Here is a 20,276-nt window from a genome sequence, read left to right as displayed (position 1 = left end):
CTCCTCAAAAAAGCTAAGTGTGATCTAGTCGACGTTTACGTAAACGTCAATCAGATCTCAACGTGCCTTCACATAGCTACCCGGTGCGGATTCAAGTGCCTTCAGGGTGCCTTGACCGGGAATGCGGGCAGCAGTGGCTTGCACCTGCGCGTCGCCTTTGTCTGAAAGCCACGCCAACCAATCAGGCCACCAACTGCCCTTGGTCTCGGTCGCGGTTTCAATAAAGGCATCGAGCGAAGTGGTGGCCGAGTCATTGGTCCAATATTGATATTTCATCTGTGCCGGCGGGTTGACCACACCAGCGATATGCCCGCTGCCGGCCAACACGAATTTGGTCGGCCCGGTAAAATGATCCTGTAACTTCCAGACACTTTCAGCAGGCGCAATATGGTCCTCACGCCCTGCCTGAATATAGGTTGGAGTCTTTACGCGCCGAAGGTCAATCGGCGTACCCAATGCCGACATATCGCCCGGATTCACAAGCCGGTTGTCGCGATAGAGATCAACGACATAATCGCGATGCCATTTTGCTGGCAAATTCGTGACGTCGCCATTCCAGTGGAGGAGGTCGAACGCGGGGTAATCTTCGCCCAACAGGTAGTTTTTTACGACCGTAGACCAGATGAGGTCCTTCCCGCGCAGTAGGTTGAACGTAAGCGCAAGGAAACGGCCATCCATATAGCCCTGGGGCGCGCTCAGCGCTTCCATCATCGCAATTTGGTTGTCATCGATAAAATGGAGCAGCTCGCCGCCGGTGCTGAAGTCCACCTGTGCGGTAAAAAAGGTTGCGCTCCTGACCTTGTCCGCAGCGTCCGTCGCCGCGAGGATGGACAACGTCGCCGCTAAGGTAGTGCCAGCGACGCAATAGCCGATCGTGTGAACGTCGGGCACATCAAGGCCAGCGCGAACAGTATCGATCGCATCAATTTGGGCGGCAATATAGTCGTCCCAGATTATATCCTTCATCGAACTGTCCGCCGATTTCCAGGATACCACAAACACCGTGATGCCTTGGTCAACGCAATATTTGATGAAGCTTTTTTCCGCCGTCAGATCGAGGATGTAGAATCGGTTGATCCAAGGCGGGAAGATGATCAACGGCGTTTCCAAGACATTCTCAGTCGAGGGATCATATTGGATGAGTTGATATAGGGGTGTTTGGTGGACAACCTTCCCCGGCGTTGCCGCGATATTTTCACCCAGCGTGAACGCGGTCGAATCTGTATGCGTCAATTGGCCCTGCTGCAAATCGTGCATCAGATGTTGCATGCCTGACATGAGGCTTGCGCCCTTCGACTCCATTGCGCGTTGAAGGGCTACCGGGTTGGTAAAGGGCGAATTGGCGGGGCTCATCGCTTCGATGATACTGCGCAAGGCAAAGCCGATTTTCGCTTTGTCACCTTCCGCCACGCCCTCCAGTTGGTCAGCGGCGGACAGTAAATAATCCGACATGACATGGTAGCTTTGGCGCATAATGTCGAAGACCGGATGCTCCCATTGCGGCGCAGCGAAACGCCGGTCCGCAGGATCGACTTTGTCATGGCCTGCCTTGGCCAGCGGCTCAAGCACTGCGCCCCAAGCATCCAAAGCCGCCTGATAGGCTTTCATCGGGTCAGTGGTCGTTAGGGCGGATTGCTCAAATATATTCATGAACTGGCTGGGGTCCATGAAAGACGGAATTTTTGATGAGTCGGCCATGTACAAGGGCATATCAAAGCAAACGAAATTGTCGAAGATTGTTTTGTTGTGCAGCGCAGCATGGACATTCAACAAAAAAGAGCGCAAAGGCGCGGCATAATGACATTTGATAATATTCCTCCGCTTCTCGACGAAGCGCTCACCGCGCGTGGCTATACTGCGCTCACTCCTGTTCAAACCGCCGTTATCACAGATGAAGCCATTGGCCGCGACTTGGTTGTTTCCGCGCAAACCGGCTCCGGAAAAACCGTTGCCTTTGGCCTTGCCATGGCACCGCAAATTCTGGACGGCGGGCTTGTAAGCCTAGCACGTGAGCCTGCTGCGCTCATTATTGCGCCGACTCGTGAACTGGCTTTGCAGGTGAGTCGCGAACTGATGTGGCTTTATGGCAAAGCCGGTGTGCGCATCGCGACATGCGTTGGCGGGATGGATGCGTCGAAAGAACGGCGCACGCTTAACCAAGGCGCGCAGATTGTTGTCGGAACGCCGGGACGGCTTCGCGACCACCTCGAGCGCGGCGCTCTTGACCTGTCCGCGTTAAAGGTTGCCATCCTTGATGAAGCCGATGAAATGCTCGACATGGGCTTTCGCGAAGAGCTTGAAGAAATATTGAATGCCACGCCTGAAGACCGGCGGACATTGCTGTTCTCTGCGACGATCCCCAAGCCGATCGTCTCGCTCGCCAAGCGCTATCAACGCGATGCCTTGCGTATCTCGACCGTTGGCGAAGACCGCGGCCATGGCGATATCAGCTATCAGGTTGTTACGGTTGCTCCGCCGGACATCGAAAATGCCGTGGTCAACCTTCTGCGGCTTCACGAAGCAGAAACAGCTATACTGTTTTGCGCGACGCGCGAAAATGTCCGCCGTCTTCATGCCAGCCTCACTGAGCGCGGATTTAATGTTGTGGCCCTGTCGGGCGAGCATTCGCAATCGGAACGCAACCAAGCGCTTCAGGCGCTTCGTGACCGCCGTGCGCGCGTCTGTGTTGCGACCGACGTTGCCGCACGTGGCATCGATTTGCCCAACCTCTCGCTGGTCGTGCACGTAGAACTTCCGCGCGATGCCGAAGGTCTTCAGCACAGATCGGGGCGGACTGGCCGCGCGGGTCGCAAAGGAACAGCTGTTCTCATCGTGCCGTATCAACGCCGCAAGCGCGTTGAGTCCATGCTGCGCGGTGCAAAGATCGAAGCGGATTGGATCAAGGTTCCAACGGCGGCAGATATTCGTGCGAAGGATCATGATCGTTTGCTCGAAACGCTTTTGGCCCCCGTTGAAGTCGAGGATGAAGATCGCGCTTTGGGTGCAAAACTTCTTGAGACAATGTCGGCCGAAGATATTGCCGCTGCATTGGTTCGGGTTCATCGCGCCAAAATGCCGCAAGCCGAAGATTTGCTGGACGACGGCAGCCGTGAGCGTCCACGCGACGATCATCGCGCCGGGTTTGACGATTCCGTTTGGTTCAAACTGAACGTCGGTCGCCGCAACAATGCTGATCCCAAATGGATATTGCCATTATTGTGCCGTCGTGGCGGTGTCACCAAGAACGACATTGGCGCCATTCGTATCGCTGCAAATGAAACCCACGTAGGTATCGCAGCAGCAGCTGTCGCAAAGTTTACCAAGGCGATTGCGCAGCCCGGTCACGACGAAGACAATGACGTTGAAATCGTGCAGGCGAACGGTCCGCCCCGCGAAGCCGCGCGCGAAAACAAGCGCATGGGCCGCGATGGCGAACGGCCACAGCGGTCGCAATTGGGCGTGAACCCTCGCGGCGACGGTCCACCACGAGGCGGTCCACGTGGCGACGGTCCGCGCGGCGGTTCATTCAGCCGCGACGGCGCTCGTCCGTTCCGCAAGGACGGCCCACCGCCGTCAAAACATGGCGTGAAGCATAAGGCAAAGGGTAACCGGCCCCGGTAATCGATGTGTGATATAGTTTTTGTGGAAATGGGCGGAAACTTCGCCCATGAAGGCGGCTCTTGAAATAGATAACCGGAAACGGGAGCCAATGTCCGAAGAATTCTACCGCATCAAACGCTTGCCACCTTATGTCATCGCTGAAGTCAACGCGATGCGTGCGGCGGCGCGCGGGGCGGGTGAGGACATAATCGACCTAGGCATGGGTAACCCTGATTTGCCCCCGCCGGCGCATGTGATCGCGAAGCTGTGCGAAGTGGCGCAGAAGCCCGACGCGCATGGTTATTCGGCTTCCAAAGGCATTCCAGGGCTTCGTAAGGCACAGGCCAATTATTATGGTCGACGTTTCGGGGTCGATGTCGATCCCGAGACCGAGGTCGTTGTCACGATGGGGTCGAAAGAAGGCTTGGCGAGCCTCGCCACCGCGATTACCGCGCCGGGTGATGTCGTGCTTGCGCCAAACCCGAGCTACCCCATCCACACCTTTGGCTTCATAATTGCAGGCGCGACGATCCGGTCCGTACCCACCACGCCCGACGAGAATTACTTCCGGTCGCTTGAGCGGGCAATGGCGTTCACGGTTCCGCGTCCGTCGATACTGGTCGTCAATTACCCGTCCAACCCGACGGCCGAGACAGTGGACCTCGCGTTCTACGAACGGCTTGTCGCTTGGGCTAAGGAAAACAAGGTATGGATATTGTCCGACCTTGCCTATTCGGAACTCTATTTTGATGGTAATCCCACGCCGTCCATATTGCAGGTAAAGGGCGGCAAGGACGTCGCTGTCGAATTTACGTCATTGTCCAAAACCTATTCAATGGCAGGCTGGCGGGTCGGTTTTGCGGTCGGCAACCGTGAGCTCATCGCGGCAATGACTCGTGTGAAAAGCTATCTCGATTACGGCGCATTCACACCCATTCAGGCGGCTGCCTGTGCAGCGCTCAATGGTCCGCAGGACATTGTCGAACAGAACCGCCTGCTTTATCACAAGCGCCGCGACATCCTTGTGGACGCGTTTGGGCGCGCAGGTTGGGATATTCCCGCGCCGCGTGCCTCGATGTTTGCATGGGCACCGCTTCCCCCTGCTTTAGCGCATTTGGGGAGCCTTGAATTTTCCAAACAGTTGCTGACCGAGGCAAAGGTCGCGGTTGCCCCGGGCGTGGGCTATGGCGAAGATGGCGAAGGCTATGTCCGCATTGCTTTGGTGGAAAACGACCATCGGCTTCGCCAGGCTGCGCGCAACGTGAAGAAATACTTGCAGTCGATGGGGGTCAACACCCCCGGCCAGTCAAAGGCGATTTGAAATGGCACGCAACGACTTTGCCTTTCATCACCGCTTCCGCGTGCGCTGGTCCGAAACCGATGCACAAGGCGTCGTCTTCAACGCGCGCTATCTCGATTATGCCGATGTTGCGATTACCGAATATTGGCGCGCCGTGAAGTTTCGTGAACATGCTGATGGAGAACCGTTGGAGTTCCATGTCAAGAAGGCGACGGTTACATGGTTTGCGCCAATCAAGCCGGACGAACTGATCGAAGTCATGGCGCGAACGACCGCAATTGGCCGCACAAGCATGACTCAGCTGGTTGAAATCCATGGTGCGACTGAAGACGGTTCGGACGATTTGCGCGCCACGGTTGATCTGGTCAGCGTGCATGTTGACCTTGAAGTGCATCGGCCAATTCCATTGCCCGATTGGGTCAGGCATGTGTTCACCACGTTCGACGCGCAGGCCGACGGCACACCACTTGCGCTGGCCGAAGGGTAGGCGGGATGCATATGCATAAGAAAGTCAGGGCGATGGGGATAGCCGGGCTGCTGTTGTTGATGGCCAGCTGCTCGCCAGAAGCTGCATCCCAGGATAAAAATGCGACCTCCCGTGAATTTCCGCGGCCTGACCGGATGGTCTCTCAAGCTGGCGATACCGAATTTTCAACCGAAGCTGCACGCGATGAGGCAGGCGAAGCCGAATTTGTGATGGATTGGGCAGGTGTTCAGCCCGGAACGACCGTCGCTGACATCGGCGCGGGCGAGGGCTATTACACCATTCGGCTTGCCGAACGCGTTGGACGCAAAGGCCGCGTCTTGGCGCAGGATATCAACCGCGGCGCGCTCGATCGGCTCGGAGAGCGCGTGACACGCGAGCAGCTCGATAATGTCGCGATTAAAGAAGGCGCGGTCGACGATCCCCGCCTGCCCGAGAATAGTTTCGACCGGATCTTCATGGTGCATATGTATCATGAGATCGAAGAACCTTACGCCTTCCTCTGGCGCATGCGGCCCGCGCTGGCCAAGGGCGGCCAAGTAATTGTTGTCGACCGCGACCGCGCGACTGATCGGCACGGTATTCCGCCGAAACTGTTGTTCTGTGAATTTGACGCAGTCGGCTATCGCCTGACGGGATTTACCGAACAGCTGAAACTGGGGGGATATATCGCCCGGTTTGAAGTCAATGGCGAGCGGCCCGCACCCAAGGACATCAAGACCTGCGCTTCGCGATATCCGCAAACGCCATGAGCTGATCAGTCGCCGTCAAAGCCGATCAGCGACTGAACGCGGATGTCATGGGCACGCAGCTTTGTAGCGCCCCCAAGGTCAGGCAAGTCGACGATAAAGAGGGCTTGCTCTACGCGGCCACCCCCTTGGCGGATCAGTTCAACGCCCGCCATTGCAGTACCGCCAGTGGCAATGAGGTCATCGACAAGCAGCACTTTCTGGTTTGGCTGCACATGGCCGACATGCATTTCAATCCGGTCGGTTCCATATTCCAGCGTATAATCGGTGCCGATTTTTTCGCCGGGAAGCTTGCCAGGTTTGCGAAGCATCAGCTGTCCCAAACCAAGCACATAAGCCAGACCGGACGCCACGATGAAGCCGCGTGCTTCGATGCCGGCGACCAGCGTGGTGTCTGGGTCAACCAAAGCCGCTAGCCGGTCAATCGTAGTGCGATAGCCTTGCGCATCTAAAAGCAGGCTAGACACGTCACGGAACATGATCCCCGGTTTGGGGTAATCCGGAATATTTCGTATTAAGGCGGCAAGATCTGCATTGTCAGTCATGTGCCCTAACTGCCTTTGCCATGCGGAAATTCAAAGAAAAAACTGCACCTGGTGAAAGGTCCGATTTGGGGCCACGTTAGCAACGCAGGTGACAGCATGGTCAGGTCAGTCATCGACCAAATTTTGCTGAACGGCAGATTAATGCGCGCCCGTAACAGTCGTCTCGTCGCCTAAGCGGCACGTCACGGCGGCTCGCATGTGTCCGACTCCTGAGTTCAACCGTTTGTATTGCGTTACCTTTTAGGAGAAGCGATATGACGAAAGCACTTCATGTAAAGTCATGCACACATATAGCATTTGTTGCGGCATTAATGGCGGGATCGTCGATGGCCGTAGCGCAAAACGCGGAGGTTGTGGCCGTTCCAGTGCCGGTAGTGCAAAGCACAGCTCAGCCTGCTGCCGAAACTCCAGTGAATCCGCCACCAATCGTCAGGACATTACCGGCCCAAAATGACGTGGTGAACCCCGCTGCCCTCGAGGAAGCAAAGGCGGAGGAGCAAGCTAAATCCGTCCGCACGCCGACACCGCGCAACAAGACGGTTGTGCAAACCACTTCAAGAGTATCTCCCGTCCCGCGTGCGGCTGTCGCTCCATTTGAGCCTGCAGCACCGGCGCAGACTATTAACGAGCCAGCTATTTCCCCAATGGATGCTGAACCTGTCGGCACGACAGCGGTTAGCACTGTAGATGATAATATAAGCCAAGTTCCTACGGCCGAAACTCCACAGGTTGGGGGTGATAATGAACTGCCCTTGTTTGCGGGAATTGCCGCGCTGCTTGCGGCTCTTGGTTTAGGGGGCGTATTCGTTGCGCGCCGCCGCGGTTCTCATACGGCTGCGCCGCGTCAACGTGATGCCTCATCCAGCCAGCAGGTGAAGAATAGTCCTGTATCACCGGCCGCAATCGTGGCCGCTCCGCAGGCACCTGTGGCTCAGCCAGTTGCGCCGCAGTTTGTGGCGGCTCGGCCAATGGAACCCAAAATAGTCGATGCGCGGTCCGACATCCCTATGACTGACCCGTTGTTCAGCAAAGCTGCGGTCGCCGCACCGATAACCGATCCTTTGTTTGCGCCCCGCAAAGACGTGCATACACCAATAACGGATCCGTTATTTGCAAACAAAGACGGTTTTTCAGGGCGCCTGCGCGACATGAAGCCCGCGCCGACAGCTGAAACCGTCGGATAACGTTGGAACACGCATAGAAAAAGGGCGGAGCCAAGGCTCCGCCCTTTTTGCTTATTCGAAAAGATAACCTTCCGAAACCGAATTACTTCAGTTCGACGGTTCCGCCGGCTGCAAGGATCTTCGCCTTGATTTCTTCGGCTTCTGCCTTGTTCACGGCTTCCTTGATTGCCTTAGGCGCGGACTCAACAAGAGCCTTTGCTTCGGTCAGACCAAGTTGCGTGATTGCGCGGACTTCCTTGATGACTGCAATCTTGTTTCCGCCGTCGCCGGTCAGGATAACGTCAAATTCAGTCTGCTCTTCAGCAGCAGGTGCAGCAGCAGCGGCAGGGCCGGCAACAGCAACAGCAGCAGCGGCGCTTACGCCCCACTTTTCTTCCAAAGCCTTTGCAAGGTCAGCCGCTTCAAGAACGGTCAGGGTTGAGAGTTGCTCTACGAGCTTTTCAATATCAGCCATTTAAATAACACTCCGATTTTCTGTCATATCTGTAGGGCTCGCCCAAATGGACGCAGCCGGTTTCATTTCAAAAGTTATGCTGCCTTCTGGTCAGCATAGGCACCAAATACGCGAGCCAATTTCGCTGCAGGTGCGGTCGTGAGCTGAGCAATCTTCGTTGCCGGTGCTTGTACAAGCCCGATAATCTTAGCGCGCAGTTCGTCGAGCGATGGCAATGAAGCCAGCGCCTTTACACCGTTTACATCGAGGAAAGTGTCACCCATCGCACCGCCGACAATTTCAAGTTTGTCATTGGTCTTGGCGAACTCGACCGCAATCTTTGCAGCGGCGACCGGGTCCGACGATGTGGCGAGCGCCGTAGGTCCGGTAAGCAATTCAGCTACCGATCCATATTGCGTTCCCTCAAGGGCGATTTTGGCAAGACTGTTCTTGGCAACCTTGTAGCTTGCGCCCACGTCGCGCATCTTCAAACGAAGGTCGGTCGATTGTGCAACTGTCAGCCCGAGGTTCCGGGTAACAACGACAACCGCCGCTTCATTAAAAGTGGCGTTCAGTGATGCAACTGTTTCGGTCTTTTCAGAACGGTTCATGCATTACTCCTTATTCGGGCTGTCCCGGCGAACCGGCCCAACCCAACACGAAAAGCGAATCACCCGGATGGGTGTTCCGCTGACTTAGTCCGTGGGGAAGTTTCATGCCGAACGCAGACGACGCATGGTCGGAGCGGTGGCGAAGGATGGCCAAAGACAATCCTGAAATCTCTATCCCCGTCTAGGCTGGACATTAAGATGGGCATATTCCCATCGCCAACTGTCTCGGACGGTTGCCGGTGAAGCCGTCGCTTCACCGGACAGCGCTGCCACTAGCAGGGTTGGGTGGAGAGTCAAGCGCGGCGGGGGAGGGAGTTATTCTAAACACATTTCGTCATCCTCGCGAACGCGGGGATAACGGCCCGGGGTTTAGGTCAGGATTTCTAGGCTTTTTGCTTCGGAAAGTCACACTAAGGTCTCACCTAAACCATCGCTTGAAATGCTTGAGGCTGAGTGCATGCCCCTGCAGCCATTGGGCGGTTGGCGATGTTGCCTGATTAAACTGACAGGCCAAATCCTACATTGCAAGGGGTTGTGTCAATCATTCGGAAGTCGCCCAACAAAAGGGCCTAAGTTCTCACTAACCGTCACCCTGAACTTGATTCAGGAGGCATAGCGATGGTGCAGAAATGGTCAAATGATGACCACCGTGGACCATGGCTCCAACATTCGTGAACGAATGTCCTATTCCGATGCGATTTTTTGTTGTCGTGAATGTCTAAATGTTGTGGTTAGCGGACTTAAACGTCGCCCTCTGCTCGAATCGTACTTACGAAGGCTACAGGTGATTTGCATTTGCCGTCAACTTGCATGTTTCGCGAAGTGCCTTAGCTTTAGCATGAAGGACACAAATCGCCCTTTTTGGTTTGTTGAACGACGACTTTGTTCAGGCATTTGAGAGCCCTAATATCATTTGCAATTTTTTCCGCATTTGGTCGATCTGTCCAGCCGTATAAAACATCGAATGGTTGGTCATTGCTTGCTGGAGCATTTGTTCGGCTTCGGAGATTGTTGTGCTCTAGGATTTTAATGGCCTCGGCTTGGCACGACCACATTGCCGTTACTCGGATATCATAGACTTCGTCAGAACTGCCATTGACAGCGCCACCGCCATTGCCATCCGGACCGCTCACGCTGCAAGCTGCCAGCGCAAAGAATAGAGCTGCCATTACGTTCGTCACTCGCATCCCTTTTCCTCCTATGAAGGCCGACCCTGAAGTCAGTCTGAGTAATGGAAGTCCCCAAAGGTTCAAAGGACCGAAATGTTAACGGCACCGGAACGAGCAGCGATGTCCGTAATGTTGTCGTGTTCGGTCAGTTCGCATTTAGCGTCGCCAATCAGTTAACCAGGCGGCTGGGATGTTGTAGGAAAGAGACATGACGCTTTCGAACTTTAAGCAACATACGGCCACTAGAAGCCTAATTGTTAAGCTCTGTGCTGAAACTGCTTGAGCCAATTCGGCGGATCAACGTTGTATCCTCCTTAGATCGATGAGGATCAGGAATTAGCGGACTGCGCTCTTCCGCGAGGCGATTCAGCCAAGGAAGTTTCGATTGAATACTAGAGGTAACTGCGTCCTCAGTCCGCTCGACAGTTATGCGGCGGAGTGCGACCCCCTCTCCAAATGATTTAATAAGGTTGTTAGGGTCAACAGCTTCCATGCTGGCTGGATCAGTGATATTTCTAAAACGAACCATGTACGGATAGTTGCTGGTTTTACGTCCGCCTTCGTTGCGAAACTCGGGTCGAGTTGAAACGTTATTCGGATATTGCTCGACATAATAATTCCCCTGCCGCCTGAGCGTACTCTTCATTTGTCCCTCAAAGGTTGGCTCCCTCTGATTGCCAAAAGTAAGTATTGGAGGTTTTACAGGTTCGTGCGCAGAAAACAGCGCGTACTGCGCCCAATCTTCGCTGTATTCGGACCTTAGCAAAGCGAATAATGTACCCCTGTAGCCAAGATTCACCGATACTGCTTCTCCGCGTATCTTCATATTTACTTTGTTTGGGCCGACAATCGAATATTTGCCTGACACTGCTGTATTAACTTCAATTACGCTTGAACCCGTTTTCAAACCTTCCGGCGTTTCGACCTCCACCGTAAGACGATAGCGATAGTCGGGGTACCGCTTGCTGAAAACGCAGCTGTCGCCGCAAGCACACGTGGCGAAGAAAGCTAATAATACGAAATAATTTAACAGACGTTTCTGCCGCATAATACACCCTCGTCAAACATGGCCTCATTCGGGTGCAGCCATTGTGTACATTTCTCCATCAATCTGATGGATTAAACATTAATTTCGTGAGTCTCCCATCAAATTCTTAGTTCAACCTGCCGCTGCCAGTATATGAATGAGCGGCAGCAATGTTGTCGTGTCCGGTAAGTCGGCTTTCGTAGGAGATCACCCAAAAGCTGCCCCTCGGTCAAATATGAACAAATGGCAGGTACCAACGACTGACAATCATTGTCTGTATGACCGTAAATGTTGTGGGAACACTATCCACTGTGGTCATCGTTTGACCATTTCTGCACTATCGCTATACCGCCTGAATTTGGTTCAGGTTCCATCTTGCAGCGCGCTTAGAGCCAAATTGGATAAACAGACCCTGAAACAAGTTCAGGGTGACGAGTAATGAGTGTCAGGATTCTGCGCTGCCCATTCTTCAGGCGTTCATCCAAACAAAAAGGGCCGGAGGTTTCCCTCCAGCCCCTTATTCTAAATCTATCGTCATCCTGAACTTGTTTCAGGATAACAAGCCAACGTTCGTTATCCTGAAACTAGTTCAGGATGACGGACCATCGAAATTAAACGCCGGCGACGTCCGCCAAATCAATTTTAAGGCCAGGGCCCATTGACGAGCTAATGGCTACGCGGCGGACATATTTGCCCTTCGATCCGCTTGGCTTGCTTTTCACGATAGCATCGACCAGCGCGTCGAAGTTCTTGCGCAGGTCGGTATCGGAGAAGCTCTTCTTGCCGATGCCGCTGTGGATGATGCCTTGCTTTTCAACGCGGAATTCAACCTGGCCAGCTTTTGCAGCCTTCACGGCTTCGGCAACGTCCATGGTGACTGTGCCAAGCTTTGGGTTAGGCATCAGGCCCTTTGGACCCAAGGTCTTACCCAAGCGACCAACAATGCCCATCATGTCCGGCGTTGCGATCACGCGGTCATAATCAAGATTGCCAGCCAGCATGTCTTCCATCAGGTCTTCAGCGCCGACCTTGTCTGCGCCAGCAGCGGTTGCTGCGGTAGCCTTGTCGCCACGTGCAAACACAGCAACTTTCATGTCCTTGCCGGTACCGGCAGGAAGCGAAACCATGCCGCGCACCATCTGGTCAGCATGACGTGGGTCAACGCCCAAATTCATGGCAACTTCGATAGTTTCGTCGAACTTGGCTGTCGCCATTTCCTTGATCGCCTTCAGCGCTTCATCAACGCCATACAGCTTGTCGGCATCGAGATGCGCAAGCGACTTTGCTTTTTTCGTCAGCTTAGCCATCGGATCAGCCCTCCACTACTTGAAGGCCCATGGCCGTAGCCGAACCTGCGATGATTTTAACGGCTGCGTCCATGTCGTTCGCATTGAGGTCGGCCATCTTGATGGTGGCGACTTCTTCCAATTGCGCGCGTGTGATTTTGCCAGCGGTAATCTTGCCAGGCTCTTTCGAACCAGACTTCAGGCCAAGAACCTTCTTGATCAAATAGGTCGCTGGTGGCGCCTTCATGACAAAGGTGAAGCTCTTGTCTGCAAAGACGGTGATCTTGGTTGGAATGGGCGTGCCTTTTTCCATGTCGCCAGTGGCGGCATTGAACTGCTTGCAGAATTCCATGATATTCACGCCGCGCTGACCCAATGCTGGGCCGATTGGCGGTGATGGGGTGGCTGAACCTGCAGGTACTTGCAGGCCGATATAGCCGCTAATTTTCTTTGCCATTAAAGGCGTCCTTTCATTCTTTCTCCGCCAAATCCCTTATGAGACAAGCGGATCAAATTAAGCGGTCAAACAGCAATCCGAAGAAAGCCTCCCGCACGGTTTCTTCTGATTCTCATCGGAAGAGCGGCGCAAATAGGTCAAGCGCGCCGGAAAAGCAAGCTTAGCCTATCAAAAGGCAGACCGCGGCCTTGCATCGCATTCTCCCCAACGGGAGAACGCCATTACTTCATCAATTCGACTTCTTCGAAGTCCAGCTCAACCGGCGTTGCACGGCCGAAGATGCTGACTGATACCTTGACGCGGTTCTTGTCGAAATCTAGTTCTTCGACCAAGCCATTGAAGCTTGCAAATGGTCCGCCAAGCACCTTGACCTGATCGCCAATTTCGTAGTCGACCGACACGCGCTTCTTTGGTGCAGCTTCGAGTTCCTGCTTGGTGTTGAGGATGCGCGCGGCTTCGGTTTCACTGATTGGCTGCGGCTTGTTGCCCGCGCCGAGAAATCCGGTAACCTTTGGCGTGTTCTTGACCAAATGGTACACGTCGTCATTCATGTTGAGCTTGGCCAGAACATAGCCGGGGAAGAACTTGCGCTCGGCCTTGATCTTCTTGCCGCGGCGCACTTCCGTGACCTGCTCGGTGGGAACTTCGACAGCCTCGACCAGCTGCGATAGGCCAATGCGCTCCGCTTCTGACAGAATCTGGTCGCGGACCTTGTTTTCAAAGCCCGAATAAGCGTGAATGATGTACCAGCGTGCCATAATATCTATTCTATTCCCCAAAATTTTTCCGAGGGGCTGCTTTTAGCTCCCGGCTAGTGCGAGCAGTCCCTTTACGATTGCGGCAAAAACCGCGTCGACGCCCAAAAAGAAAATGGCAAGGATGATCGTCATGATTAACACCATGATCGCGGTCTGCACGGTTTCCTGCCTTGTCGGCCATACTACCTTGCCGATCTCAGTCCGCACCTGACGGATGAATTCACCTGGGCTTGTCTTTGCCATTTCGTTTCTTCCTGTTCGATCCCGAGGATAGCCGCCAGCGCTCCGACCGGCGGGTCGAGAGCGATATAGGTTCCTATTTCGGAAAGACTAGGCCTTTAACGCGGGAATCGATGTGAGGCAAGTCTGTTTCGGAAAGCGGGCTTGTCGATCGGTTGACACCAAACGGCCTTGAACTTTGGGGGTTTTTGGTTATCTCCGAAGGCTCACCACGCCAAGGAATTGTCTAAATGCCATCCGGTCTTGCTGCTTTACTCGACGATATTGCCACGATAGCAAAAGTGGCTGCCGCTTCGGTAGATGATGTGGCGGCCGCTGCCGGCAAAGCAGGCAGTAAGGCCGCTGGCGTTGTCATCGACGATACCGCAGTCACCCCGCAATATGTCACCGGATTTACCCCTGACCGCGAATTGCCGATTATCTGGCGCATTGCAAAGGGGTCATTCTTCAACAAGCTGGTGATCATCTTGCCAGTGGCGTTGCTTTTGAGCGTGTTTCTGCCGTGGGCGATCACCCCGATCCTGATGCTGGGCGGCGCCTATCTGTGTTTCGAGGGCGCGGAGAAGGTTTGGGAGAAAATTGCCCCGCATGAGGAAGTGAGCCTCGTCGAAGAACTTGCGGAATTGACGAGCACAGAGCACGAAGCCGCAATGGTGAAGGGCGCGGTGCGCACCGATTTCATCCTGTCGGCTGAAATCATGGCGATTGCACTAAACGAAGTAAAAAGCCTTGCTGAAACATCGATCTGGCTTGAGGCTGGAACTCTGGCGTTTGTCGCAATTGTCATCACCATTGCCGTCTACGGCGTGGTCGGTCTTATCGTGAAAATGGATGATATTGGCCTTCACATGGCGAGCCGCGACAACAGCGGCTCGCAGGCGATTGGGCGCGGGCTGGTCAAAGGCATGCCCAAATTGCTTGCGGCATTGTCGACCATCGGCACCGCCGCGATGCTTTGGGTCGGCGGGCAGATTATCGTCCACGGCTTTGGCATTTATCCCGCGAACCTTTTGGGCCTGTATGAAGGCGCGCTGGCTTGGGTCGCGGATGCGGCGTTAAGCGGTATTGTCGGGCTTGCCATTGGCGCCGTAATCGTTCTGGTTTACCACCAGATTGCGAAGCGCAAGGCGGATTAAGCGTCTGCCAGCACTCTGCTGGGATGCATGCCGTCGACATATCCCATGAAGGGTGGATGGATTGAGTAGCCAATCAACTGCCGCGCGCGTTCGGGCAGAGTCGCCGCGATGGCGGGGGGCACTGCTAAAGCCATATTTTCCAGCTGCCGTGTCCAGCCGGGGCAATATTGCGGGGTGATGATCATGCGGCTTTCGCCCGACCGGTTTGCGCCGCCGCGATGCCACAAGGTGCCTTTTGCGAGCATAAGCGAACCCGGTTTCATCGTCACCTGCACGCTGTCCGACCGCGCTCCGGGATCATCGTCTACGTTTCGCACTCTTTTGTCACCAAATGTCGCCAGCGTGTTTCCGCCAGGCAGATTTTGTTCGGGCCATATATGACTGCCCGGAATGATCTCGGTTGCGCCATTCAGTTCGGTGGTCTCATCGATCGCCCAGAATGCACTCACACCCATTGACTGGCGGGGGCGCGGCAGCCGGTAATGGCTGTCGTCATAATGCCACGGCTGGACGGTCTCTCCGGGGTGAATGTTGATGGCAAGGCATGCAGACAGCAGGCATTCCTTGCCAAGGTCGGACTCTGCAAAAGCAAGCGCAAGCGGGTGACAGACCAGATCGGCAAATATGCGATCCTTCGCAAGCATCGCATATACACGGTTGGTTTTCAGGCCCTCAAAGTCATTACGGCCAGCAATGTCCGCGGCGAGATACGGGGCAAGAGCGTTGCGGATTTCCGTCAGTATTGCCTGATCAAGGACCGACTCGAACAGCACGAACCCTTCGCGGTCAAACTCCTCACGTTTCGCGCGATACGCCGGCGCGTCATCAAGCATTGCCTGCCAGTTCATCATCATTCTCTCTCCACAAGAAAACAAAGCGTCGCAACCAGCGGTCAGATTGTCAAGAAAATGGCAGGAGTTGGTGGACTCGAACCCACGACCATCGGTTTTGGAGACCAACCGTGCCATTGTTTTTATTGTATAATTTTGTAAACCTTGTCCATAACCTTCCCCTAACTCCCCGACACTTACACATATGGTGTAAACCGAACCGTGGCCGAACGCAGCCCGTTTTCAAGCGGGAGGGGGGGGCGCAATGTCCAATCTTGAATTTCGTCCTTCAGTACTAAAAAGTGAGCAATCGCTGCTGCGGAGCGGACTGGAATTCAGAACAGTTCGATTTAAATTCATCCGCGCAAAATTCTCATCGTAGCAAGATATCCAACCCTTAATGCGCCAAAGCAGCAGACATACCGTGAGTGGAAAACTGCGCAGCGGATAACTGGATATCTAAATCAAAAGCGGACTTTGCGGTAACGACGCAATTGCGGTCGTCCATGCATCCGCGTACGAGCGATGAGCTAGGGCCATATCAAAGGTAATCGAGATGGACGACCGCACGACCAACAATCTGAGTAAGGTTCCTGCGGTCACCCTCGCCTTTTGGGTCACCAAGATTTTGGCGACAACGCTGGGTGAGACAGGCGGCGATGCGGTGAGCATGAGTTGGCTGGGCGAGACGACCCCAGGCGCCGCGAGCAGCAGCTTGAACGGCTATCTAATTGGTACAGCTATCTTCGGTATCATATTGATCGTGCTCGTCTGGCTGCAAATTAGAGCGCGCCGCTTCAGCCCTTGGCTTTATTGGGCGACCATCATTGCTTCAACGACGGCGGGGACGACGCTTGCCGACTTCGCCACGCGTTCAATGGGCCTTGGCTACCCCGGAGGATCCTTACTGCTGTTCAGCTTGGTAGCAATCTCCCTTTTTACTTGGCACCGTGACGTCGGAACAGTCGACGTAAATCGCATTGATACCGCACGCGCCGAGACGTTTTATTGGATCACGATAACTTTCTCGCAAACGCTTGGCACCGCGCTTGGAGACTGGGTGGCAGATGGATCGCTCGGCTATTCCGGCGCTGCGTTACTTTTCGGGGGCATCCTTGCCATTCTGGCGGCGCTCTATTTTCTAACCCATATCTCACGAGTCATGCTTTTCTGGTCGGCTTTCATCCTTACCCGCCCACTGGGAGCCACCGTCGGCGATCTTTTGGACAAGCCGATTGCCAAGGGAGGACTGGATTTTAGCCGGCCTTTGGCAACTGCCGTGCTCGCAGGAGCAATTGTCTTGCTTATTCTGCTTGTGCCCCAGCGAGCCGGAAGTCAGCCAAAGAGCGTGAATAAGCTGTAGATGCCACGTCTGCTTCCCACCTTGCTCGGTCCACATCGCATCGACAGCAAATTCCTCGTGACTTTCCTGGGCTTGGCGCTTGGCCTGCTTGGCATGTTTTGGCTGGGGTCGGAGGTGCTGGAGGGTGATACCTTCGCCCTCGACAAGCTAATCCTTCGCGGCCTCAGGACCGACAGGGATCCTGGACTGCCAATCGGACCGGTATGGCTCAAAGCAACGGCAATCGACATCACTGCGCTGGGCGGTGTGACGGTTCTCACCTTCGTTACCGTGCTGGTTGTCGGGTATCTCGTCGCCGACCGCAAAGCCTATGTGGCGCTGTTCGTTGCAACGGCCATAGCCAGCGGGGCAGTGGTCAGTAGCGGGCTCAAAGCCTTTTTCGTTCGCGCCCGTCCAGAGTTGGTTCCCCATCTGGTCGAGGTGACTTCGGCCAGTTTCCCCAGTGGTCATGCCATGAACTCCGCCATGGTCTATCTCACCTTGGCCGCGCTCGTGGCGCGGTCGCAGGAGCTCGTCACGGTTCGCATCTACCTTATCAGCATCGCGATCCTGCTTACGATTCTGGTGGGTGCCACCCGCGTCTATCTGGGCGTCCACTGGCCCAGCGACGTGATAGCTGGATGGTGCATTGGCGCAATTTGGGCTGTCCTTTGCTCGCTGATCGCAAAATTTCTCGTGCGTCGGCAGAAGATAAAGATGCAGTGATTAGATTGATGTTGGATAGACCGCGTAAAAACTAATGAAACCGCCGTCTGCGATGGCAACCGCGCTGATATCCGCTCCCAACCCATAATAAGTTTATAAAAAGCGATCATTGGACGCCCCAGAACGGACGGTCCGCCTAAGAGAGGCCGGGATCAAAAGCAGACAGTCAGCAAGCGACCCAATTTCGGTCGAACGAGAGTTATGCTGAACGCTTGAAATCAGACGTTTACCGGTCGATGCAGGCGGCACAACTGCCACCGCATATTCCACGCGTCATGAAGTTACGACTATAATTCAGAGAATTACCTGTGAACGAATATCTGCTTTAAGATAGCGCCGCGTCATTTTCAGGAGCTGCTTTGCTCGAAAATAATACATTTCGTTACCAGAGTTCAGTCCTAGGCAACATGTTCATGCACCGTCAACTCAGCCAACTTGTCCAAGGTCTTTTGAGGCTCAATATTTTCCTAATGAAGATTAAACCTCGATTGCAAGGTGGTCCAATAAAGTGGATTTGTTGCTGTTAACTTGCCTCCGCGGAGAACGAATTCAGGGGACATTGAATTTCGACCGGTTAGCATTTGATTTAGCCAAGGTCGGGAAATGCCCATTATGCGAGCGAGCGCAGCTTGAGATATCTTACAACGGTCTAAAACTACGCGCCGAACAACCAATGCCGGTATAGGCGGTGCCTCATCAGAGGTGTGGAGATCGTCCTGCCTCAAGCCGGTTGACGTTAGGAGTTTTCTCTCTTTTTTAGGGGATAAACCGTGATTAAAATCAAGATAACACATTCCTGCGGGCCAGAGAACACCCGTGGTTCGTCGCCGCAATAGGCGCTATTCGAATCCGATCAGCCTGCGAAAACGGAACCAGAGGTTCGATTGCGGGAGCTGACACGCAGTTTGAACTTTTGAGAGGTCCCTATCCAATCATTGATATCGCGTGCAGAAGGGGACGCTGACATTGGGTCGATACTGCGTATTTGGTCTCCTAATCTGTTGGCATCTACAACCACCTTATGTGTATTGAACCGACAGGAGCCATTGCGAGTTAATCCCTGGTCTCAAATGCGTCTCGAATTGGGACGCGTCAAAAATATGACTCCACGAATCGTTAACAGTTTGTTAAGAAGGAAACTTCAAATGCTACCGGAAAGAGGGTGGGTCGCTCCAATGCATTGAACGATAATGTTTTGTATAATTGGGGTGTATTATGAAAAATCTTTCTATGACTGGTAAACGCGGGCTATCTGCGTACAGCGTTGCCGCTTTGTGTTTAGGTGTAGGTCTTGGAGCGGTTCCGGCCAGCGCGGCTACGGTTGTGGTGGGCCCGCCAGCCACGGCAACGTCGTGTTCCGCGATAAGCTTTACCGGCATTACCGCAAATGCCTGTGCCGGGGGGTATGAAAAAAACCTTCTCAAGGGAACTGTTCAAGACCCGGGCTTGGCTGCCTTGAAAGCGCTTGGGTATGTAGGCGACGGGAGTTACTTGCAGAAGTTGGACGAACTGTCGGGCAACTCGATCAACTTCTCTTCTTTACTCGTAGGCACGACATTTATCGGCATTCACTATGGTGGAGGCGGTGATGAAGGCGGAGGCGCAACTTCGTTTTTCCGCTTCGATGCAGGCTCAGGAGTCGATAGTTTTGACTTTAATCGCAATGGGCTGTCGAACGCAGTCCTTTTCAGAACTGGACAGATGGGCGCTGTGCCAGAGCCCGCCACGTGGATGTTTATGCTGCTCGGCATGACGGGTGTCGGCTTTGCAATGCGTCGTAAGGACAAGCAGACTTTGCGCGTTCGCTACACCTAACACTCTCAATTCAATTGAATGATAGCCGTCGGTCCTAGGATCGGCGGCTTTTTTTATGTCTGCTGTAAAGATTAGTGCGACGTTTCCGCTCTGGATCAGGGTTCGCTGGTTTATAAATGCAGTGAACTCTCTTTTACCGCGGCATTGCTAAGACCAATGATATTTGGAAATGGAGGCGAAGCCGTCGAAACCAAGTTTGTGCGAGCAGATCCTATCAGCTTCAATCGCCTGAATGCCGCTTGTCCGCTTGCTCCGCAATTGTAGACATCATGGCAACAAGTTCACACCGTCGTTACGTACCGTTGGTTCATAGTTTGTCTGGAGTCTCGCGCTTAACAAAGCGATTGCCAATTCGTGTAACGAAACCGATGCTCAATTAATAAAATCAAGACATCAGCTTATGAAATTATAAAAAATACGGAAAAGTGAGGGTATTACGTAAATTGTTTACGGAAACACCGCAGCTCTAAAATCAGCTAAACCATTGAAAAATGGCAGGAGTTGGGGGACTCGAACCCACGACCCTCGGTTTTGGAGACCGATGCTCTACCAACTGAGCTAAACTCCTGCACTCCGCTTTGCAG

At 54.1% G+C, this 20,276-nt stretch carries 21 protein-coding genes and 1 tRNA gene; 9 read left to right on the top strand and 13 right to left on the bottom strand.

Translation table 11 applies throughout. The features are described from left to right. Nucleotides 1-57: 57 nt before the first annotated feature. Nucleotides 58-1,650, bottom strand: a complete 1,593-nt coding sequence (locus tag ACLL9E_RS03530) for a PHA/PHB synthase family protein (protein WP_411290357.1) — start codon at nt 1,648-1,650, stop codon at nt 58-60. 147 nt (nt 1,651-1,797) lie between these two features. Between ACLL9E_RS03530 and ACLL9E_RS03525 the strand changes: the two genes are divergently transcribed. The 4 genes from ACLL9E_RS03525 (at nt 1,798) to ACLL9E_RS03510 (ending at nt 6,136) form a co-directional block, all read left to right on the top strand. Then, entirely contained in the window at nt 1,798-3,621 is a 1,824-nt protein-coding gene (locus ACLL9E_RS03525) for a DEAD/DEAH box helicase (protein WP_411290356.1), read from the top strand. Nucleotides 3,622-3,709: 88 nt separating this feature from the next. Continuing rightward, complete coding sequence (locus ACLL9E_RS03520; RefSeq protein WP_411290355.1) at nt 3,710-4,921, top strand: LL-diaminopimelate aminotransferase; 1,212 nt, start codon at nt 3,710-3,712, stop codon at nt 4,919-4,921. A 1-nt stretch (nt 4,922) separates the two neighbouring features. Then, a complete protein-coding gene (locus tag ACLL9E_RS03515) occupies nt 4,923-5,387 on the top strand; it encodes an acyl-CoA thioesterase (protein WP_411290354.1) in 465 nt (154 codons plus the stop codon). 11 nt (nt 5,388-5,398) lie between these two features. Further along, nucleotides 5,399-6,136: a class I SAM-dependent methyltransferase gene (locus ACLL9E_RS03510; RefSeq protein ID WP_411290353.1), complete on the top strand. Its 738-nt coding sequence runs from the start codon at nt 5,399-5,401 to the stop codon at nt 6,134-6,136. 5 nt (nt 6,137-6,141) lie between these two features. Here the strand turns inward: ACLL9E_RS03510 and ACLL9E_RS03505 are convergent, their stop codons facing one another. Further along, a complete protein-coding gene (locus ACLL9E_RS03505; protein WP_411290352.1) occupies nt 6,142-6,678 on the bottom strand; it encodes an adenine phosphoribosyltransferase in 537 nt (178 codons plus the stop codon). Nucleotides 6,679-6,932: 254 nt separating this feature from the next. Here ACLL9E_RS03505 and ACLL9E_RS03500 point away from each other — a divergent pair, with 254 nt between their 5' ends. Then, complete coding sequence (locus tag ACLL9E_RS03500; protein ID WP_411290351.1) at nt 6,933-7,862, top strand: hypothetical protein; 930 nt, start codon at nt 6,933-6,935, stop codon at nt 7,860-7,862. An 82-nt stretch (nt 7,863-7,944) separates the two neighbouring features. On the opposite strand, the gene rplL is transcribed toward ACLL9E_RS03500, so the two are convergent. The 8 genes from rplL to secE form a co-directional block, all read right to left on the bottom strand. After that, nucleotides 7,945-8,316 (bottom strand): 50S ribosomal protein L7/L12, encoded by a 372-nt coding sequence (rplL, locus tag ACLL9E_RS03495; protein WP_411290350.1) that lies wholly within the window; start codon nt 8,314-8,316, stop codon nt 7,945-7,947. A 74-nt stretch (nt 8,317-8,390) separates the two neighbouring features. Next, nucleotides 8,391-8,906 (bottom strand): 50S ribosomal protein L10, encoded by a 516-nt coding sequence (gene rplJ, locus ACLL9E_RS03490; protein ID WP_411290349.1) that lies wholly within the window; start codon nt 8,904-8,906, stop codon nt 8,391-8,393. Between the two features lie 833 nt (nt 8,907-9,739). Beyond that, nucleotides 9,740-10,087: a hypothetical protein gene (locus ACLL9E_RS03485; RefSeq protein ID WP_411290348.1), complete on the bottom strand. Its 348-nt coding sequence runs from the start codon at nt 10,085-10,087 to the stop codon at nt 9,740-9,742. A 238-nt stretch (nt 10,088-10,325) separates the two neighbouring features. Next, a complete protein-coding gene (locus ACLL9E_RS03480; RefSeq protein ID WP_411290347.1) occupies nt 10,326-11,123 on the bottom strand; it encodes a hypothetical protein in 798 nt (265 codons plus the stop codon). Nucleotides 11,124-11,713: 590 nt separating this feature from the next. Continuing rightward, nucleotides 11,714-12,409, bottom strand: a complete 696-nt coding sequence (gene rplA, locus ACLL9E_RS03475) for a 50S ribosomal protein L1 (RefSeq protein WP_411290346.1) — start codon at nt 12,407-12,409, stop codon at nt 11,714-11,716. Between the two features lie 4 nt (nt 12,410-12,413). After that, complete coding sequence (rplK, locus tag ACLL9E_RS03470) at nt 12,414-12,845, bottom strand: 50S ribosomal protein L11 (RefSeq protein WP_411290345.1); 432 nt, start codon at nt 12,843-12,845, stop codon at nt 12,414-12,416. Between the two features lie 221 nt (nt 12,846-13,066). Next, nucleotides 13,067-13,603 (bottom strand): transcription termination/antitermination protein NusG, encoded by a 537-nt coding sequence (gene nusG / locus ACLL9E_RS03465; RefSeq protein WP_315457354.1) that lies wholly within the window; start codon nt 13,601-13,603, stop codon nt 13,067-13,069. 42 nt (nt 13,604-13,645) lie between these two features. Next, nucleotides 13,646-13,846 (bottom strand): preprotein translocase subunit SecE, encoded by a 201-nt coding sequence (secE, locus tag ACLL9E_RS03460; protein WP_411290344.1) that lies wholly within the window; start codon nt 13,844-13,846, stop codon nt 13,646-13,648. A 227-nt stretch (nt 13,847-14,073) separates the two neighbouring features. On the opposite strand from secE, the gene ACLL9E_RS03455 reads away from it, so the two are divergent. Next, a complete protein-coding gene (locus tag ACLL9E_RS03455) occupies nt 14,074-14,979 on the top strand; it encodes a DUF808 domain-containing protein (RefSeq protein ID WP_411290343.1) in 906 nt (301 codons plus the stop codon). Here ACLL9E_RS03455 and ACLL9E_RS03450 read toward each other — a convergent pair. Continuing rightward, nucleotides 14,976-15,833 (bottom strand): phytanoyl-CoA dioxygenase family protein, encoded by an 858-nt coding sequence (locus tag ACLL9E_RS03450; protein ID WP_411290342.1) that lies wholly within the window; start codon nt 15,831-15,833, stop codon nt 14,976-14,978. The two genes, ACLL9E_RS03455 and ACLL9E_RS03450, sit on opposite strands and share 4 nt — an antisense overlap. A 532-nt stretch (nt 15,834-16,365) precedes the next feature. On the opposite strand from ACLL9E_RS03450, the gene ACLL9E_RS03445 reads away from it, so the two are divergent. Beyond that, complete coding sequence (locus ACLL9E_RS03445; protein WP_411290341.1) at nt 16,366-17,172, top strand: hypothetical protein; 807 nt, start codon at nt 16,366-16,368, stop codon at nt 17,170-17,172. Further along, a complete protein-coding gene (locus ACLL9E_RS03440) occupies nt 17,173-17,877 on the top strand; it encodes a phosphatase PAP2 family protein (protein ID WP_411290340.1) in 705 nt (234 codons plus the stop codon). Between the two features lie 467 nt (nt 17,878-18,344). Here ACLL9E_RS03440 and ACLL9E_RS03435 read toward each other — a convergent pair whose 3' ends face one another. Continuing rightward, a complete protein-coding gene (locus ACLL9E_RS03435) occupies nt 18,345-18,671 on the bottom strand; it encodes a transcriptional regulator (RefSeq protein ID WP_411290339.1) in 327 nt (108 codons plus the stop codon). A 421-nt stretch (nt 18,672-19,092) separates the two neighbouring features. Between ACLL9E_RS03435 and ACLL9E_RS03430 the strand changes: the two genes are divergently transcribed. Continuing rightward, complete coding sequence (locus ACLL9E_RS03430) at nt 19,093-19,692, top strand: PEPxxWA-CTERM sorting domain-containing protein (RefSeq protein ID WP_411290338.1); 600 nt, start codon at nt 19,093-19,095, stop codon at nt 19,690-19,692. Between the two features lie 492 nt (nt 19,693-20,184). Here ACLL9E_RS03430 and ACLL9E_RS03425 read toward each other — a convergent pair. Continuing rightward, nucleotides 20,185-20,260, bottom strand: a tRNA-Trp gene (locus tag ACLL9E_RS03425). Between the last annotated feature and the right edge of the window lie 16 nt (nt 20,261-20,276).

Source organism: Sphingorhabdus sp., assembly GCF_046596595.1.
Taxonomy (GTDB): Bacteria; Pseudomonadota; Alphaproteobacteria; order Sphingomonadales; family Sphingomonadaceae; genus Sphingorhabdus_B.
The sequence above is the reverse complement of the archived record's forward strand: the minus strand, read 5'-3'. Positions and strand labels throughout refer to the sequence as shown.

What these genes read in the sequence shown, in the direction of transcription:
- ACLL9E_RS03530 (WP_411290357.1), bottom strand. Translation starts at nt 1,650, where the DNA reads ATGAATATATTTGAGCAATCCGCCCTAACGACCACTGACCCGATGAAA.
- ACLL9E_RS03525 (WP_411290356.1), top strand. Translation starts at nt 1,798, where the DNA reads ATGACATTTGATAATATTCCTCCGCTTCTCGACGAAGCGCTCACCGCG.
- ACLL9E_RS03520 (WP_411290355.1), top strand. Translation starts at nt 3,710, where the DNA reads ATGTCCGAAGAATTCTACCGCATCAAACGCTTGCCACCTTATGTCATC.
- ACLL9E_RS03515 (WP_411290354.1), top strand. Translation starts at nt 4,923, where the DNA reads ATGGCACGCAACGACTTTGCCTTTCATCACCGCTTCCGCGTGCGCTGG.
- ACLL9E_RS03510 (WP_411290353.1), top strand. Translation starts at nt 5,399, where the DNA reads ATGCATAAGAAAGTCAGGGCGATGGGGATAGCCGGGCTGCTGTTGTTG.
- ACLL9E_RS03505 (WP_411290352.1), bottom strand. Translation starts at nt 6,678, where the DNA reads ATGACTGACAATGCAGATCTTGCCGCCTTAATACGAAATATTCCGGAT.
- ACLL9E_RS03500 (WP_411290351.1), top strand. Translation starts at nt 6,933, where the DNA reads ATGACGAAAGCACTTCATGTAAAGTCATGCACACATATAGCATTTGTT.
- rplL (WP_411290350.1), bottom strand. Translation starts at nt 8,316, where the DNA reads ATGGCTGATATTGAAAAGCTCGTAGAGCAACTCTCAACCCTGACCGTT.
- rplJ (WP_411290349.1), bottom strand. Translation starts at nt 8,906, where the DNA reads ATGAACCGTTCTGAAAAGACCGAAACAGTTGCATCACTGAACGCCACT.
- ACLL9E_RS03480 (WP_411290347.1), bottom strand. Translation starts at nt 11,123, where the DNA reads ATGCGGCAGAAACGTCTGTTAAATTATTTCGTATTATTAGCTTTCTTC.
- rplA (WP_411290346.1), bottom strand. Translation starts at nt 12,409, where the DNA reads ATGGCTAAGCTGACGAAAAAAGCAAAGTCGCTTGCGCATCTCGATGCC.
- rplK (WP_411290345.1), bottom strand. Translation starts at nt 12,845, where the DNA reads ATGGCAAAGAAAATTAGCGGCTATATCGGCCTGCAAGTACCTGCAGGT.
- nusG (WP_315457354.1), bottom strand. Translation starts at nt 13,603, where the DNA reads ATGGCACGCTGGTACATCATTCACGCTTATTCGGGCTTTGAAAACAAG.
- secE (WP_411290344.1), bottom strand. Translation starts at nt 13,846, where the DNA reads ATGGCAAAGACAAGCCCAGGTGAATTCATCCGTCAGGTGCGGACTGAG.
- ACLL9E_RS03455 (WP_411290343.1), top strand. Translation starts at nt 14,074, where the DNA reads ATGCCATCCGGTCTTGCTGCTTTACTCGACGATATTGCCACGATAGCA.
- ACLL9E_RS03450 (WP_411290342.1), bottom strand. Translation starts at nt 15,833, where the DNA reads ATGATGATGAACTGGCAGGCAATGCTTGATGACGCGCCGGCGTATCGC.
- ACLL9E_RS03445 (WP_411290341.1), top strand. Translation starts at nt 16,366, where the DNA reads ATGGACGACCGCACGACCAACAATCTGAGTAAGGTTCCTGCGGTCACC.
- ACLL9E_RS03440 (WP_411290340.1), top strand. Translation starts at nt 17,173, where the DNA reads ATGCCACGTCTGCTTCCCACCTTGCTCGGTCCACATCGCATCGACAGC.
- ACLL9E_RS03435 (WP_411290339.1), bottom strand. Translation starts at nt 18,671, where the DNA reads ATGTGTTATCTTGATTTTAATCACGGTTTATCCCCTAAAAAAGAGAGA.
- ACLL9E_RS03430 (WP_411290338.1), top strand. Translation starts at nt 19,093, where the DNA reads ATGAAAAATCTTTCTATGACTGGTAAACGCGGGCTATCTGCGTACAGC.